The 18,429-nt window shown below is 70.7% G+C and carries 18 protein-coding genes; 9 read left to right on the top strand and 9 right to left on the bottom strand.

Features of this window, described 5'->3' with window-relative positions:
* Positions 1 to 532: 532 nt before the first annotated feature.
* Both ACIN94_RS15670 and ACIN94_RS15665 read left to right on the top strand, forming a co-directional pair.
* The gene (locus ACIN94_RS15670; RefSeq protein ID WP_400705613.1) at positions 533 to 997 is read left to right on the top strand and encodes a DUF6220 domain-containing protein; all 465 of its coding nucleotides are present in this window, start codon (positions 533 to 535) and stop codon (positions 995 to 997) included.
* Positions 994 to 3,060 (top strand): multicopper oxidase family protein, encoded by a 2,067-nt coding sequence (locus tag ACIN94_RS15665; RefSeq protein WP_400705610.1) that lies wholly within the window; start codon positions 994 to 996, stop codon positions 3,058 to 3,060. The genes ACIN94_RS15670 and ACIN94_RS15665 overlap by 4 nt, the downstream gene beginning before the upstream one ends.
* Before the next feature lie 60 nt (positions 3,061 to 3,120).
* On the opposite strand, the gene ACIN94_RS15660 is transcribed toward ACIN94_RS15665, so the two are convergent.
* From ACIN94_RS15660 to leuA, 4 genes are all read right to left on the bottom strand, one after another.
* Positions 3,121 to 4,401: an FAD-binding protein gene (locus tag ACIN94_RS15660; RefSeq protein ID WP_400705607.1), complete on the bottom strand. Its 1,281-nt coding sequence runs from the start codon at positions 4,399 to 4,401 to the stop codon at positions 3,121 to 3,123.
* 80 nt (positions 4,402 to 4,481) lie between these two features.
* Complete coding sequence (locus ACIN94_RS15655) at positions 4,482 to 4,985, bottom strand: MarR family winged helix-turn-helix transcriptional regulator (RefSeq protein WP_400705604.1); 504 nt, start codon at positions 4,983 to 4,985, stop codon at positions 4,482 to 4,484.
* A 13-nt stretch (positions 4,986 to 4,998) separates the two neighbouring features.
* Positions 4,999 to 6,654, bottom strand: a complete 1,656-nt coding sequence (locus tag ACIN94_RS15650; protein ID WP_400705601.1) for an FUSC family protein — start codon at positions 6,652 to 6,654, stop codon at positions 4,999 to 5,001.
* Positions 6,655 to 6,870: 216 nt separating this feature from the next.
* Complete coding sequence (leuA, locus tag ACIN94_RS15645) at positions 6,871 to 8,580, bottom strand: 2-isopropylmalate synthase (RefSeq protein WP_400705598.1); 1,710 nt, start codon at positions 8,578 to 8,580, stop codon at positions 6,871 to 6,873.
* 334 nt (positions 8,581 to 8,914) lie between these two features.
* Between leuA and ACIN94_RS15640 the strand changes: the two genes are divergently transcribed.
* Entirely contained in the window at positions 8,915 to 9,160 is a 246-nt protein-coding gene (locus tag ACIN94_RS15640; protein ID WP_400705595.1) for a DUF2630 family protein, read from the top strand.
* Between the two features lie 9 nt (positions 9,161 to 9,169).
* On the opposite strand, the gene ACIN94_RS15635 is transcribed toward ACIN94_RS15640, so the two are convergent.
* Complete coding sequence (locus ACIN94_RS15635; RefSeq protein WP_400705592.1) at positions 9,170 to 10,261, bottom strand: hypothetical protein; 1,092 nt, start codon at positions 10,259 to 10,261, stop codon at positions 9,170 to 9,172.
* On the bottom strand, positions 10,246 to 11,340 hold the full coding sequence (locus ACIN94_RS15630) for a transporter substrate-binding domain-containing protein (protein WP_400705589.1): 1,095 nt from the start codon (positions 11,338 to 11,340) through the stop codon (positions 10,246 to 10,248). Before ACIN94_RS15630 ends, ACIN94_RS15635 begins: the two co-directional genes overlap by 16 nt.
* A gap of 324 nt (positions 11,341 to 11,664) precedes the next feature.
* Between ACIN94_RS15630 and ACIN94_RS15625 the strand changes: the two genes are divergently transcribed.
* From ACIN94_RS15625 to ACIN94_RS15600, 6 genes are all read left to right on the top strand, one after another.
* Positions 11,665 to 11,967 (top strand): urease subunit gamma, encoded by a 303-nt coding sequence (locus ACIN94_RS15625; protein ID WP_400705586.1) that lies wholly within the window; start codon positions 11,665 to 11,667, stop codon positions 11,965 to 11,967.
* A gap of 135 nt (positions 11,968 to 12,102) precedes the next feature.
* The gene (locus ACIN94_RS15620; protein WP_400705583.1) at positions 12,103 to 12,432 is read left to right on the top strand and encodes an urease subunit beta; all 330 of its coding nucleotides are present in this window, start codon (positions 12,103 to 12,105) and stop codon (positions 12,430 to 12,432) included.
* Positions 12,422 to 14,137, top strand: a complete 1,716-nt coding sequence (locus ACIN94_RS15615) for an urease subunit alpha (RefSeq protein WP_400705580.1) — start codon at positions 12,422 to 12,424, stop codon at positions 14,135 to 14,137. Before ACIN94_RS15620 ends, ACIN94_RS15615 begins: the two co-directional genes overlap by 11 nt.
* Positions 14,137 to 14,823 carry an urease accessory protein UreF gene (locus tag ACIN94_RS15610; protein ID WP_400705577.1) on the top strand — a complete coding sequence of 229 codons (687 nt, stop codon included), beginning with the start codon at positions 14,137 to 14,139 and terminating at the stop codon, positions 14,821 to 14,823. Before ACIN94_RS15615 ends, ACIN94_RS15610 begins: the two co-directional genes overlap by 1 nt.
* Positions 14,824 to 14,884: 61 nt before the next feature.
* Positions 14,885 to 15,553 carry an urease accessory protein UreG gene (gene ureG / locus ACIN94_RS15605; protein ID WP_400705574.1) on the top strand — a complete coding sequence of 223 codons (669 nt, stop codon included), beginning with the start codon at positions 14,885 to 14,887 and terminating at the stop codon, positions 15,551 to 15,553.
* Between the two features lie 4 nt (positions 15,554 to 15,557).
* The gene (locus ACIN94_RS15600) at positions 15,558 to 16,325 is read left to right on the top strand and encodes an urease accessory protein UreD (RefSeq protein ID WP_400705571.1); all 768 of its coding nucleotides are present in this window, start codon (positions 15,558 to 15,560) and stop codon (positions 16,323 to 16,325) included.
* Between the two features lie 109 nt (positions 16,326 to 16,434).
* On the opposite strand, the gene era is transcribed toward ACIN94_RS15600, so the two are convergent.
* From era to ACIN94_RS15585, 3 genes are all read right to left on the bottom strand, one after another.
* Positions 16,435 to 17,355 carry a GTPase Era gene (gene era / locus ACIN94_RS15595; protein WP_400705568.1) on the bottom strand — a complete coding sequence of 307 codons (921 nt, stop codon included), beginning with the start codon at positions 17,353 to 17,355 and terminating at the stop codon, positions 16,435 to 16,437.
* A gap of 17 nt (positions 17,356 to 17,372) precedes the next feature.
* Positions 17,373 to 17,705 carry a cytidine deaminase gene (locus ACIN94_RS15590; RefSeq protein WP_400705565.1) on the bottom strand — a complete coding sequence of 111 codons (333 nt, stop codon included), beginning with the start codon at positions 17,703 to 17,705 and terminating at the stop codon, positions 17,373 to 17,375.
* Between the two features lie 128 nt (positions 17,706 to 17,833).
* Complete coding sequence (locus ACIN94_RS15585; RefSeq protein ID WP_400705562.1) at positions 17,834 to 18,265, bottom strand: hypothetical protein; 432 nt, start codon at positions 18,263 to 18,265, stop codon at positions 17,834 to 17,836.
* Positions 18,266 to 18,429 lie beyond the last annotated feature (164 nt).

Here is an 18,429-nt window from a genome sequence, read left to right as displayed (position 1 = left end):
GGTAGGAGCAGGGCGGTGACGACCACGACCACGGACAGCACCCGGAGTTGTCGGACATGACGGGGTCATGGCTGGCATCCCAGCCCTGGGTCTCACAAGAAGTTGTGGTCATGCAAAGACTGACCGGCACCACCGACAAAACTCATCGCCCGTCCCCAGCATTCCGGCAAGTTGGGAATGACGCGCCCCGCGTGCGGCCTCTCGTTCACTTCTACGGCGACAGGGAAGCCGCACTACTCCCGGTGATGTAGATCCGTGCCGCCCTGCTCCCCCGGTGGTAGCCGTAGAAGCCCTCCCCCGTATGACGACCGTGGGCCGGTCCAGCGGGGAACATCGGGACGTGCATCCATCTGCCGGGGAAGAGCGCCGGGACGGCGGCCGGCGACCACTCCGGGCGGTCGTGCCCCCGCCGGGGCGTACTCCCCGGAGGGTAGGCGACTCACCTCCGGCAGGCGGACGACGGGACAGGGCACATCGGAGACCATCGCCACTGTCCATCCGATGGAAGAAAAAAGAAGGAAGGGAGTACACCGTGCGCAAGGTCTACGTCGCGCTGTCCGGCCTGCTGCTGCTCGCCATAGTGGCGCAGTTCTACTTCGCGGCGGTCGGCGCGTTCGACAAGCCGCAGGAGGATGGCTCGTTCGCGCTGCACAGCATGACCGGGACGATGGTCATCCCGGTCCTGTCGCTGCTGGCCATCGTGGCCGCCGCGGTGGCGCGGGCACCCGGGCGGCTGATCGGGCTCACCGCCCTGCCGTTGGGCCTGCTGGTCGTCCAGGTGCTGATCATCGTGCTGGGCAGGGCGCTGAACGACAGCACCGGCAACACCACCCCCGCGAGCCTGGCCATCCTCGGCCTGCACGCGGTCAACGGCATGGCCATGATGGGCACCGCCGGGCTGGTCCTCCGGCGGGCCCGGGCGCTGATGACGGCTCCGGACGGAGCCGCCGCAGCCGGTGAAGCGCCGCTGAGGGACTCCGCGGCACGGACGCCATGACGGTCAACCAGCTCATTGTCCTCGACCTGCTCGCGGCGGTCCTGACCGCGGCGAGCTGGCTGGGTGCCGGCGTGGCGGGGGCCGCCCGGCGTCCCCGGACGGCGCTGGCCCTGCTCGCCGCGGCGCTGCCGCTGTCGCTCGCCCGGGCCGGAGTCGCGTTCGCGCTCGCCGGCTCGGGCTGGTGGTTCGCCCAGGAGAAGATCACCCTTGCGCTGCCCCTGCTCGCCGTCACGGGGGTCGCCGCGACCGTGTCGGCCGGGCCGCGGTTGGTCGCGGCGGCGCGGCGCGGTGGTCAGGCGGACCTCGCGGGGCGGCCCGCCGTCGTCGTGCCGCTGCTGGGTGCGGGCTACGCGGCCGCGGCGGGGCTGGTGGTCACGCTCCTGTTCGGGTACCCGGCGACCTGGAGCACCGGCCTGGTCACGGTGGCCCTGGTCGGTGCGGCCATGCTCGTCACCTGGCGGATCGTCTCCGCGCCCGCGCCCGTACCGGGGGCGAGGGCCGTCACCGCGGCGACCCTCGTGGTGGGCCTGGCCGGCGTGGGTCTGGCTTTCGTGCCCGTGGCGGAGTTCGATGCGGGCGGGGGCCCGGCGATCGGCCAGCCGGCGGAAGACGGGCATGTCACAGGCGACCATCAGGCAGGTGGGCACGCGGCCGGCGGAGCGGGCGGACACGGGGTGGCCGAGCAGGTCGCCACCGGACACCCGGCAGGCGAGCACGCGGCCGACGGACATCCAGGAGTGGACGGCCGTCCCGTGACCGCGCTGCGCGGGCCCTCGGCGCCGGCGCCGGGCGGCACGGTACGCCGGTTCACACTGACCGCCCGCACCGCCACCGTCACCCTGTCCTCGGGACGCCGGGTCGCAGCGTGGACCTTCGACGGCCAGGTGCCGGGTCCGGCGATCACCGCGACCGAGGGTGACCTGATCGAGGTACGGCTGCGCAACGCCGACATCGAGCCGGGTGTGACGATCCACTGGCACGGCTACGACGTGCCCGCCGGGGAGGACGGGGTCCCCGGCATGACCCAGGACGTCGTGCGGCCCGGGCAGGAGTTCACCTACCGGTTCCTGGCCGACCAGGCGGGCACCTACTGGTACCACACGCACGAGGTCTCCGACCGCGGCGTCAGGATGGGCCTCTACGGCACCCTGGTGGTCGCCCCGCGGCCGGCTCCCGCGCAGGGGGTGGACCGCGCCACGGACGGGGTGGACCTCACCCTCCCGGTGCACACCTTCGCGGGCGCGACCGTGCTCGGCGACCAGGACCGGACCATCGAGCAGGCGGCGACCCCCGGCACGCCCGTACGGCTACGCCTGATCAACACCGACAACACGCCGCACCGGTTCACCCTCGCCGGCACGCCGTACCGGCTGGTGGCCGTCGACGGCCAGGACCTGAACGGCCCCGGCGAGCTGGACCGGGCCGGGCTGCGCCTGCCCGCGGGCGGCCGCTACGACCTGGCGTTCACCATGCCTCAGGACCGGGCGGTCCTGCTGAACGTGGACGACCGGGTGAGCGGCCTGCGGCTGACACCGGGAGGAGCCGCCGGGACGGTGGCCGCCGAGGACACCTCCGGCTGGCCGGAGCTCGACCTGACCCGGTACGGCACGCCGGCCGCCACGCCGTTCGGGGCCGGCAGCCGCTTCGACCGGCGGTTCACCCTCGTGCTCGACCGCGGCCTGGCGCTCGCCGGCGGCCGGCCGATGTACGCGTACACCGTCAACGGCCACGCGTTCCCTTCCATCCCCACCCAGGTCGTCGGCGACGGAGATCTCGTCCGTTTCACCGTCGTCAACCGCGGCCGCGACACCCATCCCTGGCACCTGCACGGGCATCGTGTGCTGGTGCTCTCCCGCGACGGGCACGCGCCGACCGGCAGCCCGCTCTGGCTGGACACCTTCGACGTGCGTCCCGGCGAGGTCTGGGAGGTCGCCTTCCGCGCCGCCAACCCCGGCCTGTGGATGAACCACTGCCACGACCTCAGCCATGCCGACCAGGGGATGGTCCTCCATCTCGCCTACCAGGGCGTCACCACCCCCTTCCACGGCGCTCACGGCGGCTGATCGGAAACCCTGGGTGTCGGCCCCGCGGCCGGGGCCGGGGTCCGCGCCCAGGATTTCCGATCACCGGTGATCCTCGCCGAGGAGGTGGTCGTTGACGAACGCGTTGCGGAACTTGCCCGCGGGATCGTAGGCGCCGAGCAGCCGCTGGAAGTCCGGTAGCCGCTCGTAGAGGGATCGCAGGCGCTCGGGGTCCATGACGAAGAGCTTGCCCCAGTGGGGGCGCGCTTCGAAGGGTTCCAGTTGCTCCTCGACCAGGGCGAGCACCTGGCGGACCGCCGGCCAGTCCTTCTCCCAGGTGAAGTGGATCGCGACCGCCCCCTGCCCGTAGCAGGGACTCATCCACAGATCGTCCGCCGCGACGGTCCGGATCTCCGACACCTGCAGGACCGAGGCCACGCTGTCCCTGATGCGGTCCAGTGCGCGGAGCGCGCCGAGCGCGTCCTGGCGCGGCACCAGGTATTCGGACTGGAGTTCCTCCCCGCTGCTGGGCGTGAAGTCCAGGCGGAAGTGTGGCAACCGCTCGTACCACGGGCCGGGCACGCCCAGCTGCTCGGTGCAGTTGACGGCCGGCATGCCCGGCAGCGGATGCAGCGCGGTCGTCGCCAGGGTGGCGCCCAGCCACTCCGGTTCCGCCTCCCGGGGATCGGCTCCCCCGACGCGCCGCTTCAGCCACACCTGGTCGATCCGCGGGCCCCGCCAGCCGGTGAACAGGCTCACGCTGTACGCGGCGGAGAAGATCTCCTCGAAGTGGTCTTCCAGGCGGCCCCACGGGAGGTTCTCGTACACGTGCTGCCGCACGTCGAACGCGGGGACGACGTCGAGGGTGATCCGGGTGACGATCCCCAGCGCGCCGAGCCCGACCACCGCCCCGCGGAAGCGGTCGCCGTCCCGGTCGCGGCGGAGTACGGCGATCTCACCGTCGGCGGTGACCATCTCGATGGCCGCCACCGCGGTCGCCAGGTTCCCGTTGGCGTCGCCCGAGCCGTGCGTGGCCGTGGCGCAGGCACCGGCGACCGAGATGTGCGGCAACGAGCCGAGGTTACGCAGGGCGTACCCCTCGCGGTGCAGCCGCCTGCTCAGCTCGCCGTACCGAACACCGGCCCCGACCGTGACCGTGCGCGCCTCGGCGTCCACGTCGATCGAGTCCGGAAGGTTCTCCAGCGAGACCAGGTCACCGCCGGGGCAGTCCGCGATGGCGTTGAAGGAGTGACGCGTGCCGAGCGCCCGCAGACCGCTGCTGCCGGCGACCACCTCCTGCAGCCGTTCCACGCTTCCGGGGCGGTGGAGTCGCGCCGCGCCGTACGTGATGTTGCCTGCCCAGTTCTTCTGCCGTCCGCTCATTGGGGGGTCCTTTCCGCGCCTTGCGGCAGGTCGTACGCGGAGCGATGGCGACAGCCGCCACCGGGTCCGGAGGACAACGGTCAGAGCTGGCGGGTGCCCAGCCGTCCTTCCAGCAGGAGGAGCAGCTCACCGAGGAGTCCCGCCAGCTCCCGCTGCCGCTCCGCGTCCAGGCCCGCCAGTAGCGACGCTTCGTAGCCGACCTGCTCGGGGAGCATCTGATCGATGATCGTACGGCCCTGCTCGGTGAGTGAGAGGTGGGAGACCCGCCCGTCCCGGTCGTCGGGGCGGCGGGTCACCAGTCCGCGCTCCTCCAGGAACCGCAGCCGCTTGGTGACGGCGGCCCCGGAGGCGAAGGTCTCCCTGGCGATCTGGCTGGGGGTGAGTTCCTGGTCCAGCCGTCGCAGCGTGCCGAGGATGTCGAACTCGGGCCGGGTCAGGCCGTGCCCGCGCAGCGGGGCGTCGGCGGCCTGCTGGATCAGCAGGCCGCAGCGGTTGAGACGGCCGATCACGGCCATCGGCGCGGTGTCCAGCTCCGGGTGGATGCGCTGCCACTGGCGTATCACCTGCGCGACGATGTCCTCCACGCCCCCGCTTCCCTCACCCGTCGGTTGATCCGCAGCAAACCCTATCCCGGACGGGATCGGCCAGCCGTGCGAGCGTCCGGTGGCCCTGTTGCTCGGCCCGGGCGATCTGTTCCTCCGGCAGCGCGCGCTGCCACCACTCGCCGGCGGCGACCTCGATGGCCTCGCGGAGCTCCACCAGTGCGGCGACGAGCAGCCCGCGGACCCGGGAGACGTCGACGGGACCGGGAGAGCCCAGCTCCAGCAGGTGCTCCGCCTCGGCCCGGGTGACGGCCACCCGGCGGAGGGCGGCGTCGATCCGGCCGGCGGTACGGCGGTTGGTCACCAGCAGGCAGCCGAGCAGTCCCGCCGCGATTCCCACGCAGGTGTCCAGCCAGCGGTCGGCGATCAACTGCCCGGCGGGCTGGTAGCCGGGGAACTCGGTCAGCAGGAGGGCCATGGGGGTCACGCACACGGTGCCGAGCCAGTAGTTACGGGTGATCAGCGCCTCGGTGCAGAACTGGAGGAGCAGCACGAGGAGCACCAGCGCGAGCTGCCCGGCGCGACTGATCGGCAGCAGCGCCGTGAAGACGAGGAGTCCGACGATGCTGCCGAGCGCGCGTTGCAGCGCCCGCTGCCAGGACAGCGTGGCGTTGGCCTGGAAGACGGAGGCGGCCATCACGACCGCCCAGTAGGGGTGGCCGACTCCGAGTGCCATCGAGGTCAACCCGGCGAGAGCGGAGCCGACGGCGACGCGGATCCCGATCGGGAACAGCGGGGAGGCCGGGTGAAACGCCCGGAGGACGCTCGGCTCCCCGGTCCGGGTGGCCCGTTCGATCGCGATGCCCGTCAGCTCGGCGGCTTCGGCCTCGGTGAGACAGGTCTCGGGCACCGGCCGGTTGCGGCGCAGGTCCCGGGCCCAGGAGGCGAGCCGGTCGGCTTCCACGGTGGACCCGGTCGCGAGGGTCTCCTCCGCGTGCACCAGAAGGCGCTCCAGAGCGCTCCGGTCCGGGCTCGCGGACACCAGGAGGAGGGTGCGCCAGGCGGCGTTCACCGCCGCGGCGGCGCCATGGCGGGTGCGGGGCGCGGTGGCGGCGTCCGCGTGCGGGAGCCGCGCGACCGCCTCCAGGGCGCGGGCGACGGCGATGCGCTGGGGACCTTCGGGCCGGATGATCGCCGGGGCCATGCAGACCAGCCACGCGAGGGCCCCGCCCGCTACCGCGAGTGCCAGGTGGAAGGGCACCTCGCCGAGCCGCTGAGGCATGAAGGCACACGTCGCGGCCATGAAGGTGAAGATCAGGTTTCCGGGCGGGCCGATCCGGGTGGCGTCGCAGACTACCTTGTGCAGGGCGGCCAGCACCGCGGACACGATGATCAGGATCGCTGTGGAACGGGTGAGGCCGGCCGCGGTGAGCGCCACTCCCACCCCGGCGATCATGCCGAGCACCACCCGGAGCAGGGTGCGCGCTCGCGCCGCGTACGGCAGGCCGTGCGCGTACAGGGCGCACATCGCCCCGGCGGAGGTGTAGACCGCCAGGTCCAGGCGGTCCAGCGCGAGGAGGATCAGATCGGGGATCGCCAGGGCGATGACCGCGCTGAGCGCGTGCTTGTGCCAGATGTCGCCGAACCGGCCGAGCCTGAACACTCCCTCCAGCGGAAGCCGCCGCACGCGCATGCCTGATCGCCCGCCCATGGCCCCCGCTCATATGGTTAGCAAGTATTTTACCTATAAAGTATATAAGGTCGCGGCCCCTGCCTCGTACACCGGCTCCCGCCGGGCGGGAAATGGTTCGACCGCGCGTCCGCGGGTCACGCGGAGGGCGCGGTCGAATGGACGACATGTGGCCTTATGGGCTGTTGTCGGGCGCGGTGTCCCGGCAGGTCGTGCCGGCGGCTGCGCGGGCCGTACTCAGCGGGTGGCGCGGTTGACGGCGGAGATGATGGCCTTCAGGGAGGCGGTAGTGGTGTTGGCGTCGACGCCGACGCCCCAGAGTGCCTCGCCGGCGATCTCGCACTCGATGTAGGAGGCGGCCTTGGCATCGGTGCCCGCACTCATCGCGTGCTCGGCGTAGTCAAGGACGCGGACCTGGATGCCGATCCCGGCCAGCGCGTCGCAGAAGGCGGAGATGGGACCGTTGCCGACGCCCTCGACCTCGCGGATCTCACCGTCGACGCGCAGGTCGGCGCTGATGGCGTCCTTCTCGTCGCCCCTGGAGACCGTACGGTGGGCCAGCAGACCCAGGCGTCCCCACGGATTGGCCGGGTTCGGCAGATACTCGTCGGTGAAGACCTCGAACATCTGGGCCGGGCTCACCTCGCCGCCGAGGGCGTCGGTGCGGGCCTGGACGACGCGGGAGAACTCGATCTGCAGGCGGCGCGGCAGGTCAAGCTGGTGGTCGGCCTTCATGATGTAGGCGACCCCACCCTTGCCGGACTGGCTGTTGACCCGGATGACCGCCTCGTAGGTGCGGCCGATGTCCTTGGGGTCGATCGGCAGGTACGGCACGGCCCAGGTGAACTCGTCCACCGGAACGCCCGCGGCGGCCGCGTCACGGTCCAGGTGCTCGAAGCCCTTCTTGATCGCGTCCTGGTGGGAGCCGGAGAAGGCGGTGTAGACCAGCTCGCCGCCCCACGGGTGGCGCGGGTGGACGGGCAGCTGGGTGCAGTACTCGGTGACGCGGCGGACCTCGTCGATGTCGGACAGGTCGATCTCCGGGTCGATGCCCTGCGAGAACAGGTTCATGCCCAGCGTGACCAGGCACACGTTGCCGGTGCGCTCGCCGTTGCCGAACAGGCAGCCCTCGATGCGGTCGGCCCCGGCCATGTAGCCCAGCTCGGCGGCGGCCACGGCGGTGCCCCGGTCGTTGTGCGGGTGCAGGGAGAGCACGATCGAGTCGCGGTAGGCCAGGTTGCGGTGCATCCACTCGATCTGGTCGGCGTAGATGTTCGGGGTGGCCATCTCGACGGTGGCGGGCAGGTTGACGATGACCTTGCGGTCCGGGGTGGGCTGCCAGACGTCGTTGACGGCGTCGCAGACCTCCACGGCGTACTCCAGCTCGGTCCCGGTGAAGGACTCCGGCGAGTACTGGAAGTAGACGTCCACGTCGGAGGCCTCGGCCAGCTTCCTGCAGAGCTTGGCGCCCTCGACGGCGATGGCGGTGATGCCCTCACGGTCCTGACCGAAGACGACCCGGCGCTGCAGCGTGGAGGTGGAGTTGTACAGATGGACGATGGCCGTCTTCGCGCCCTGGATCGACTCGAAGGTCCGCTCGATCAGCTCGGGCCGGGCCTGGGTCAGGACCTGGATCACCACGTCGTCGGGGATCAGGTCCTCTTCGATGATCTGCCGGACGAAGTCGAAGTCGGTCTGCGACGCGGCCGGGAAACCTACCTCGATCTCCTTGTAGCCCATCGCCACCAGCAGCTGGAACATCTTGAGCTTGCGGTGGGAGTCCATCGGGTCGATCAGCGCCTGGTTGCCGTCACGCAGGTCCACCGCGCACCACCGGGGAGCCCGGTCGATGACCTTGCCGGGCCAGGTGCGGTCGTCGAGCCGGACCGGAGCGTAGGGCTGGTAGCGCTTGAACGGCATGGGGCTGGGCTGCTGCTGCGGATACATGCAAGGGCTCCTCGACTGGAAAGACAATCGTGGCCGACGCGCATGGCTCGCTCCGCGACGAGGGAGCCGGCCTTCTACAGGCCCTCGTCGCGGCAGCTAAGAAGCACGCTGCGCAGCATGGATAGCACGCTACCAGACGGTTACAAATACCTGAGACGCAAGCCCATATTGTGAGACCTCGCACTTCATGATCGCCGAAATCGCGTTCGATCTGCGGAACCGCGCCGCCGTCCCGCGTGAGCCGGCCGCGGAGGGGAGTCGGTACGGCCTCCGACGGGGCGGTCACCTGCCGATCGGATACAGTCCCGAGAGGAGGGGCATACAGGGGGCGGAAATGAAGGACAACGACATTCTCACCCATATCCACGAGCTCATCACCGAGGAACACGGCCTCCGGCAGCGGCTGGCCTCCGGCGGGATCTCCTCCCACGAGGAGAACAACCGGATCAGCCAACTGGAGGAGGCCCTCGACCAGGCCTGGGACCTGCTCAGGCAGCGCCGGGCGCGCCGGGAGTTCGGGGAGGACCCCGAATCGGCCGGACCACGCCCGATCGAAGAGGTCGAGGACTACAGCCAGTAGGAGGCGGACTCAGTCCTCGGGACGGCCCTGGCAGCGCAGATCGACCGGGACCAACGACGGGGCCGGGGCGAGCCAGGAGAGCATGCTCTGCTCGACGTACCAGCCATGCAGGTTCGCCCAGGTCCTGGGCACCTCGCCGGGGTCGGGGCAGAGCACCCTGGATTCGACCCGGTCGTTCGGGACGAAGCTCACGCGCCCCTCACGGCTCAGGACGGTGGACATCTGGTCGTCGACAGCGACCAGATAGCCCACGAGCACCCGCAGTTCTTCCCCGTCGGCTTCCTCATCCGTTTCCTTCCCCGCTCCACCCGCCTCCTTCACCGATCCCTTCCCCTCTTTCTCCGTCGTTTCCCCGTCCGTTTCCTTGGCCGTCATCTGCAGCGCCATCAGCGGGAGGATGGGAGCCTTCATCACCACCGCGCCCACGAGAAGCGGCGTGAGCACCGCCATCGCGACCGCGATCCCGTGGGTGAGCACCCGGGCGGACCTCTGGGGAACCGGGCCGGTCAACAGGACCGTGATCCCCGGCGGAAGCGTGAGGAGGATCACGGTCGGAATGTCACGCGCGGCGAGCGCGGACCCGATGGCCGGCCACAGCACCATGTAGGACAGCACCGCGACCGTCACGGGCAGCGCGTAACAGACGATGCCCCGCAGCCCCTTGTCGCGGGGGTAGCGGTCGCGCACCACCAGCCCCGCCACGGCCAGCGACAGCATCACCAGCGTCGGCAGGAACCGCAGCTGCCAGACGGACAGGCCCACCGCGACGGCCAGGGCCACCACCCAGCCGGGCAGCCGTTCGGCGGCGCGCACCAGCCAGGAGGAGCGGCCCGTGCTGATCCAGTACAGGGTGCCGAGCAGCTGGCCGCCCAGGATGAGTGCGGGCAGGACCCACACGGTCGTCAGCAGGACGGCGGTGAGCATGCCCAGCGGGCTGATGTTCTGCACCAGCAGGAGCAGTGTCTGGGTGTCCTGACGGCTGGCATACCACAGCCGCATCACCAGCAGGACGAGGGGGAACGCCGGGAGCAGCGAGAGCAGCCACCCCTGGTTCCTCGGCGTGTCCTTGACGCGCCCGGCACCTTTCAACGGGCCGAGCACTCCTGGAAGGGGAGCGCGCGCTCCCACGGCCACCTGCGCACCGGCGGGGGCGGCGCGCAGGGCTGCTCCGCCTGGGCCACGTTCACCCCACCCGCCTTGCCGTTGTCATCACTCAGCAGCGGCTTGATGTATCTAGCGTAAGCCTGCTCCCACCTCCGGTCCTGAGGGTCGGCGTAGGAACGGTAGAGCGCGAGGTCGACCAGGGTGCGCAGCGCGGTGTTGGAACCGGCGTTGACCGCCCACATCTCGGTCTTCTCCAGCGCGATGTCGTGATGGATCAGCGCTCCGTTGGAGTCCTTGACGAACCCGGCCAGGATGGCCGCGTCGGTGGTCACCGCGTCAAACGTGTGTTTCTTCAGGCCGGTCACGCAGTCGCTGATCAGGTTCTTGACCGTGGGCCTCCTGGCTTCGGGGCTGGGGTCGATCGCCTTCCGCAACTCGCCCTCAGAGGTGGAGGTGCCGAGCGTGCAGACCTCCTCACCCTTGAGATCCCCCAGCGAGGTGACCTCTCTGTGGTCCTTTCTGGTGATCACGGACTGCTCGGTGAAGAGATAGGGCGTGGAGAAGCCGACGCCGAGCTCCTCCTCCCGCTCGCGCGTCACGCTGAAGGTGGCGACCACGAGGTCCACCTTGACGTACCCGCCCCTGTCATCCGTGGCCTGCATCCGCGCCCTGTCCTCGGTCTTGATCTCCAGGAAATCGACCTTGTCCGGCGGGTAGCCCAGGTCGGCGGCGATCAGATAGGCGATCTCGATGTCGAACCCCTCGAACCCACCCCCGGCTTTCCGGATGGAGATGTACGGCGTGTCGGGCTTCACGCCGATCCGGAGCCTCTCCTTTCTGAACAGCCCGGCCTGCTCCCGCAGCTCCGCCTCGGTCGGCGGCCCGTTCACCCAGATGATGGACGCGCCGACCACGACCGTGGCCAGGACCAGAGCGATCCATGCGGCGAGCCGGAACCGCCTCACCCGCCGCGGCTGGACGGGCTCAGGCGGCGGGCTGGGTGGCAGTTCATAATCCTCGGGAGCAGCCTGCGGCTCCTCCGCTCGCGTTCCCCCGTCCACAGGCTCTTCGGTCATGACATCCCCAGACTCCCCGTTTGATCGGCAGGCTATGTCGCGACCTCAAGGGCGGGTAGCCTCTTCATCAAGAAGAGATCAAACGACTCGCCCTGTGGGTGACCGAAATCCCATCTCCGATCAAATATCGGATCTCAGGAGCGGGTGCCGGATCTCGGCGTTGGGCCGCACCGCACGGTCAGCGGGCTCGGGACAGGGCGGCACGGGCGAGGTCTTTCCCACCCCCGGCCCCCGGCCCCCGGCAGACGCCGGTCGATCTGCCGGGAAATCGCCCCGACATCACCATGTAACAATTTGGAAACATTTGATTTCTAGGGTTTGGTGATGCGGCTCAGACCACACGAGCAAGAACGCCTGCTCATCCACGTCGCCGCCGGCGTCGCCCGTGACCGCAGGTCCCGGGGCCTCCGGTTGAACCATCCCGAGGCCATCGCGGTCATCGCGTCCTTCGTGATGGAGGGCGCCAGGGACGGGCGGACCGTCGCGGAGCTGATGGAGTCGGGACGTAGCGTGCTGTCCCGGCAGGACGTCATGGACGGCGTGCCCGAAATGCTGGAATCGGTGCAGATCGAGGCCACCTTCCCCGACGGCACCAAGCTTGTCACCGTCCACCAGCCGATCCCGTGATCGCGGACGGGGACGGGACGGTGCCCACCGTACTTTCCGTGCGTGTCTCCGGCGTGGTGACCGGCCGGGGGCGGGCCGTCCGCACCATGCTGGTCGTGCGCGCCTTCGGCACGACGGACGAGAAACGGTGAGCGAATGATCAGACCCGGCGAGATCCAGTACGGCGAGGCGCCCATCCCGCTCAACCCGGGGCGGGAGCGCGTCACCGTCCGCGTCGTCAACACCGCCGACCGGCCGATCCAGGTCGGGTCGCACTACCACTTCTCCGCCGCCAATCCCGGTCTGGAGTTCGACCGCCGTGCGGCCTGGGGCACACGCCTGGACGTCCCGGCCGGTACGGCGGTGCGCTTCGAGCCCGGCGTCGAGCGCGACGTGACCCTCGTGCCGATCGGCGGACACCGGATCGTCCCCGGGCTCCGCCCCGAGTGGGCCGGACCTCTCGACGGGAGCCCCCATGTCCGTTGAGCGGTCCCGCTACGCCGAGCTCTACGGCCCCACCACCGGCGACCGGATCAGGCTTGCCGACACCGACCTGTTCATCGAGGTCACCGAGGACCTGTCGATGGGCCCGGCGGGGGCGGGCGACGAGGTCGTGTTCGGCGGCGGCAAGGTCATCCGGGAGTCGATGGGCCAGGCCAGGACCACCAGGGCCGAGGGCGCGCCCGACCTGGTGATCACCGGCGCGGTGATCCTCGACCACGGGGGCGTGATCAAGGCCGACATCGGGATCAGGGACGGCCGGATCGTCGCGATCGGCAAGGCCGGCAACCCAGACACCATGGACGGCGTCCATCCCGACCTGGTGATCGGCCCGTCTACCGAGATCATCTCGGGCAACACGAAGATCGTGACCGCGGGGGCGATCGACGTCCACGTCCACCTGGTCTGCCCGCAGATCCTGACCGAGGCCCTGACCGCGGGGGTGACCACGATCATCGGTGGCGGCATCGGGGCGGCCGACAGCACCAAGGCCACCAACGTGACCGGCACCTGGTACATCGCCCGGATGCTGGAGTCCCTCGACTCCTATCCGGTCAACGTCGCACTGCTCGGCAAGGGCAACACGGTCAACCCCGAGGGCCTGCTCGAACAGCTCCGTGCCGGGGCCTCCGGCTTCAAACTGCACGAGGACTGGGGCGCCACGCCCGCCGCCATCGACACCTGCCTGTCGGTCGCCGACGCCACCGGCACCCAGGTGACGATCCACACCGACACCCTGAACGAGGCCGGGTTCCTGGAGTCCACGCTGGCCGCGATCGGCAACCGGGTGATCCACTCCTACCACACCGAAGGGGCGGGCGGCGGCCACGCGCCGGACATCATCCGGATCGCCTCCTACAGCAATATCCTGCCCTCCTCGACCAACCCGACCCGCCCGTACACCGTCAACACGCTGGACGAGCACCTCGACATGCTGATGGTCTGCCATCACCTCAAGTCCTCGATCCCCGAGGACCTGGCGTTCGCCGAGTCCCGGATCCGGCCGTCCACGATGGCCGCCGAGGACGTGCTGCACGACATGGGCGCGATCTCGATGATCGGCTCGGACTCCCAGGCGATGGGCCGGGTGGGTGAGACGATCATCCGGACCTGGCAGACCGCACACGTGATGAAGCGCCGCCGGGGCACGCTGCCGGGCGACGGCCGCGCGGACAACATCCGAGCCCGGCGCTACGTCGCCAAATACACGATCTGCCCGGCGGTGGCCCATGGCCTGGACAGCGAGATCGGCTCGGTCGAGGTCGGCAAGCTGGCCGACCTGGTCCTGTGGGACCCGGCCTTCTTCGCGCTCAAGCCGGACCTGGTGGTCAAGGGCGGGGTCATCGCCTACGCCCAGGTAGGCGACGCCAACGCGTCCATCTCCACCCCGCAGCCCGTGCTGTCCCGCCCGATGTTCGGCGCCACCCCCGTCACCGCCGCCGCCACCTCGGTCCATTTCGTCGCCCCGATGGCGCTTGAGGAAGGTCTGGCCGACCGCCTGGCCGTACGGCGGCGCCTGCTGCCGGTGGCCAGCGTCCGCCACCTGGACAAGAACAACATGCCGCTCAACGACGCCATGCCCAGGATCGAGGTGGATTCCGACACCTTCGCCGTCCACGTGGACGGCGAACTGATCGAGCCCGTCCCGGCCGACTCCCTGCCCATGGCACAGCGCTACTTCCTGTTCTGATGAACGCCGCGCTGCTGCTGCTGGCCGACTCCCGGCTGCCCGCCGGGGGGCACGGGCACTCGGGGGGCGCCGAGGAGGCGGTCAGGACCGGGGTGGTCCACGACCTGCCCAGCCTCGCCGCGTTCCTGCGAGGGCGGCTGGCCACCGCCGGCCTGGTGGCGGCAGGTCTCGCCGCGGCCGCCTGCGAGTTCGGCACGGCCGATCTCCGGAACACCCCGGCGGGCCGTACCGGCGGTTGGACCCGGCTGGACACGGAGGCCGACGCCCGGACCTCCTCCCCCGCCCAGCGCGAGGCGAGCCGCACTCAGGGCAGGCTGCTGCTGCGGAGCGCACGGCGGATCTGGCCTTCACCGGCGCTCGACGCCCTGGCGAGAGCCGTACCGCAGGGCACCCATCACCCGATCACGCTCGGCGCGGTGGCGGCGGCGGCGGGATGTGTCCCGGGAGAGGCGGCACTCGCGGCGGCCTACATGGCCGTCACCGGACCCGCCACGGCGGCGGTCCGGCTCCTGGGCCTCGACCCGGTCTCGGTCCACCGGCTCCTCGCCGATCTCACCCCGGCCCTGGAGCTGATCTCCGCGGAAGTCCCGGGGAGCTGGGAGGAGCTGCCCGCGCATGCCGCACCCGCACTCGACCTGCTCGCCGAACGGCACATCCGCGCCGAGCTCAGGCTCTTCGTCTCCTGAGGGCCCTGAGGGTCCTCTGGGCCCGAAACAACCGAAGCATCCGGAAAGGACGGTGACGCACATGGGCGCCAACCACGACGACCACCACCGGGTGGCCGACCCGCATGGCAGGGCGTTGCGCCTGGGCATCGGCGGCCCCGTCGGCAGCGGCAAGACCGCCCTGACCGCGGCACTGTGCCGGACGCTCGGCCCGACACTCCGCCTCGCCGTGGTGACCAACGACATCTACACCACCGAGGACGCCGACTTCCTGCGCAGAGCGGGCGTGCTCGACCCGGAGCGGATCGCCGCCGTGCAGACCGGCTGTTGCCCGCACACCGCTATCCGCGACGACATCGCGGCCAACCTCGATGCCGTGGAGACCCTGGAGAGGCGCTTCGGCCCGCTCGACCTGGTGATCGTGGAGAGCGGTGGCGACAACCTCACCGCCACCTTCAGCAGGGGCCTGGCCGACAGGCAGATCTTCGTGCTGGACGTGGCGGGCGGGGACAAGGTCCCCCGCAAGGGCGGCCCTGGCGTGACGACAGCGGACCTGCTCGTGATCAACAAGACCGACCTGGCCCCGATGGTCGACGCGGATCTCACGGTCATGTCCCGCGACGCGACGGCCGTACGGGACGGCAGGCCCGTGCTGTTCACCTCGGTCAGGGAGGAGCCGGGCGCGCACGCGGTCGCCGAGTGGGTGACCGGGCTCCTCCGGTCCTGGACTCACGACCACGTCCACGCGTGATCCCATGACCGTGACCCGGCTGCCGGAGGATCGCCCCTCCTCCGGACCTGCCCCTCGGCGCTCCATGAGGGCAAGGGCGGCGATCGTCACCGAACGCGGCCCGGACGGCCGGACCGTCCTCGTCACGATGCGGTCCGACCCGCCGCTCACGTTGCGCCGGACCGCGCCGGGCCAGGTGCGTCTGGTCTCCACCGCGGCCGGGCCCCTCGGCGGAGACGACCTCGCGCTCGACATCGAGGTGGGACCGGGCAGCGAGCTGGACGTGCGGTCGATCGCGAGCACGCTGGTACTGCCCGGCTCCGGCGAGTCGCTGATGACGGTCACCGCCCGGGTCGGTGCGGGAGCGTCACTGCGGTTCGCCCCCGAGCCCACCGTGCTGGCGGCGGGCTGCCGGCACCGCATGGCCGTGCGGCTGGCACTCGCCGGAGACGCCCGGGTGTTCTGGCGTGAGGAGATCGTCTTCGGCCGGTACGGCGAGCAGCCCGGCCGCTGCCACTGCCGCTTCGACGCCGTGGCCGACGGCGGCCCGCTGCTCCGGCAGGAGTTCGTCGTGGGCGACCCCGCGATCGACACCAGCCCCGCCGTGTACGGCGACGCCCGCTGCGTCGGCAGTCTCCTGGTCACAGGGCGGGCGCCGGAGTCGGTGATCGGGGACGGCTGGGCGGTGCTCCCCCTGGCCGGTCCCGGCACGCTGGTCTCCGCTCTCGCCCGCGACACCGTCGAGCTGCGGCAACGTCTGGAATGTGGTGAGTCACACCTGGCTGCACCATGATCCGGGAGGCGGTGGATCGTGCGGGGCCGTCCGGGTCCCACGCACGGATTCACCCTCGGTCACCGAGACCGCGCGGATCCCCGCCCGCCGGCCGGGCCCGGACTCACCCTCAGTCGTAGAAGCCCAGGCGGCGGAGCTGCTTGGGGTCGCGCTGCCAGTCCTTGGCGACGCTGATCCGCAGGTCCAGATAGACCCGGGTGCCGAGCAGCGCCTCGATCTGCTGCCGGGCCCGGCTGCCGACGTCCTTGAGCCGGCTGCCCTTGTGCCCGATCACGATGGCCTTCTGCGACGGCCGCTCGACGAACATGTGCGCGTAGATGTCGAGCAGGTCGTCGCGGCCCTCCCGGGGCAGCATCTCGTCGACGACGACCGCGATCGAGTGCGGCAGCTCGTCCCGGACGCCCTCCAGAGCCGCCTCACGGATCAGCTCGCCCACCAGCACCTGCTCGGGCTCGTCGGTGAGCTGGCCGCCCTCGTACAGCGGCGGGCTCTCGGGGAGCCGGTCGATCAGCACGTCGCCCAGCACGTCCAGCTGCTCCCCCGACTGCGCCGAGACCGGGACGATCTCATCGAACTCCGCGAGCTGGGAGAGCGCCAGCAGCTGGGCGGCGATCTGCTCGCGCGACGCCAGGTCGCACTTTGTCACGACAGCGACGACCGGGGTCTTCTTGACCGCGGCGAGCTTCTCGGCGATGAACCGGTCGCCCTTGCCGATGGGCTCGTTGGCCGGCACGCAGAACCCGATCACGTCGACCTCGGTGAGCGTGGACAGCACCAGGCTGTCCAGCCGCTCGCCCAGCAGAGTGCGGGGCCGGTGCAGCCCGGGAGTGTCCACGATGATGATCTGGGCGTCCGGGCGGTGCACGATGCCGCGGATGACCCGTCGAGTGGTCTGGGGCTTGGAGGAGGTGATCGCCACCTTCGTGCCGACCAACGCGTTCATCAGCGTGGATTTTCCGACATTGGGCCGGCCGACGAAGCAGGCGAAACCGGCATGGAAATCAGCAGCTGAGGAACTCACGTCATCCATTGTCGCCGATGTCGGCCTCAGCTCTGACGCACGGTCCCGTCCGGGTCGGCCACGAGCAGCGTCGTAGCGCCCATCTCACGGACCGCCTGCGCGTCCGCGTCGGCCGGACCGGCCCCCGCGGTGACCAGCGCGGCAGCCTCCAGGGACTCGGCGCCACTGGAGACGGCCATCGCCACCGCGACCTGCAGCGCCGAGAGCCTCAGCGACGGCAGCGCCACGTTGGTCGCCGAGTAGGTCCGGCCGGTCTCGTCACGCACGGCGGCGCCCTCGGCGGCGCCGTTACGGGCGCGGGCGGAACGGGCCAGCACGATGATCTTGTTGTCCTCGGGATCGAGGGTCGCATCACTCACAGCGCAAGGGTAGTCAGCGCGCGGCCCCGGGCCCGCTCACGGGGGGGAAGTTTGCCTCATCCTGCAGATCAACGTCGACTGCCACAGAAACAAGATGCCGGAGCGGTGAACCCGGTGGCCATGGCCGGTCAGGGGGCTGCCCGGGCGACGAGGAACTGGGCGAGCTGCTGGGTCCGCCTGACGTCGACATCCGCGAGGCCGGTGTGCACCAGCGAGACCAGCGTGCTCCCGACGCGGGCGAAGACCACGTGCATCTCGTAGGGATAGCCGTCCAACCTGCCGCGCAGCCGCTTGGCCTGCACATCGTCGCCAATGGCGTCCAGCTTCAGGCTGGACAGCCTCAGCACGGCGCCTCTGCCCGGCCGGGAACTCCGGGCGACCGGGCAGCCGTCCAGGGCCTCGGTCAGCTCGTCAAAGCGACGCTCGGCGTCGTCGCCGACATAGGATGCCAGACCCACACCGGCCAGCTCACCCAGCTCGTCACCCGTGTAGGTCGCGTCCACCCGCACCCCCGGCGCCCGCACCCCCGGCGCCCGCTGCCGCGGGCTGCCTCCCACCATGGCGAAGACGAGCCGGCAATCACGGCCGGCCGGGCGGAAAGGGGACTTCCACGCCTCACCCGGCCGGGCGGAGAATCCGTCCGGTAATTCCTGCGCCTTCGGTAATAATCCCCGCAGCCGCGCCAGTTCCGCACCGGCGTCCTTTCCGGTATTTCCGGTGTGGT

The sequence above is a fragment of the Streptosporangium sp. NPDC087985 genome (assembly GCF_044741965.1).
In the GTDB taxonomy this organism is placed as follows: Bacteria; Actinomycetota; Actinomycetes; order Streptosporangiales; family Streptosporangiaceae; genus Streptosporangium.
This window is presented reverse-complemented; position numbering and strand designations above follow the sequence as displayed.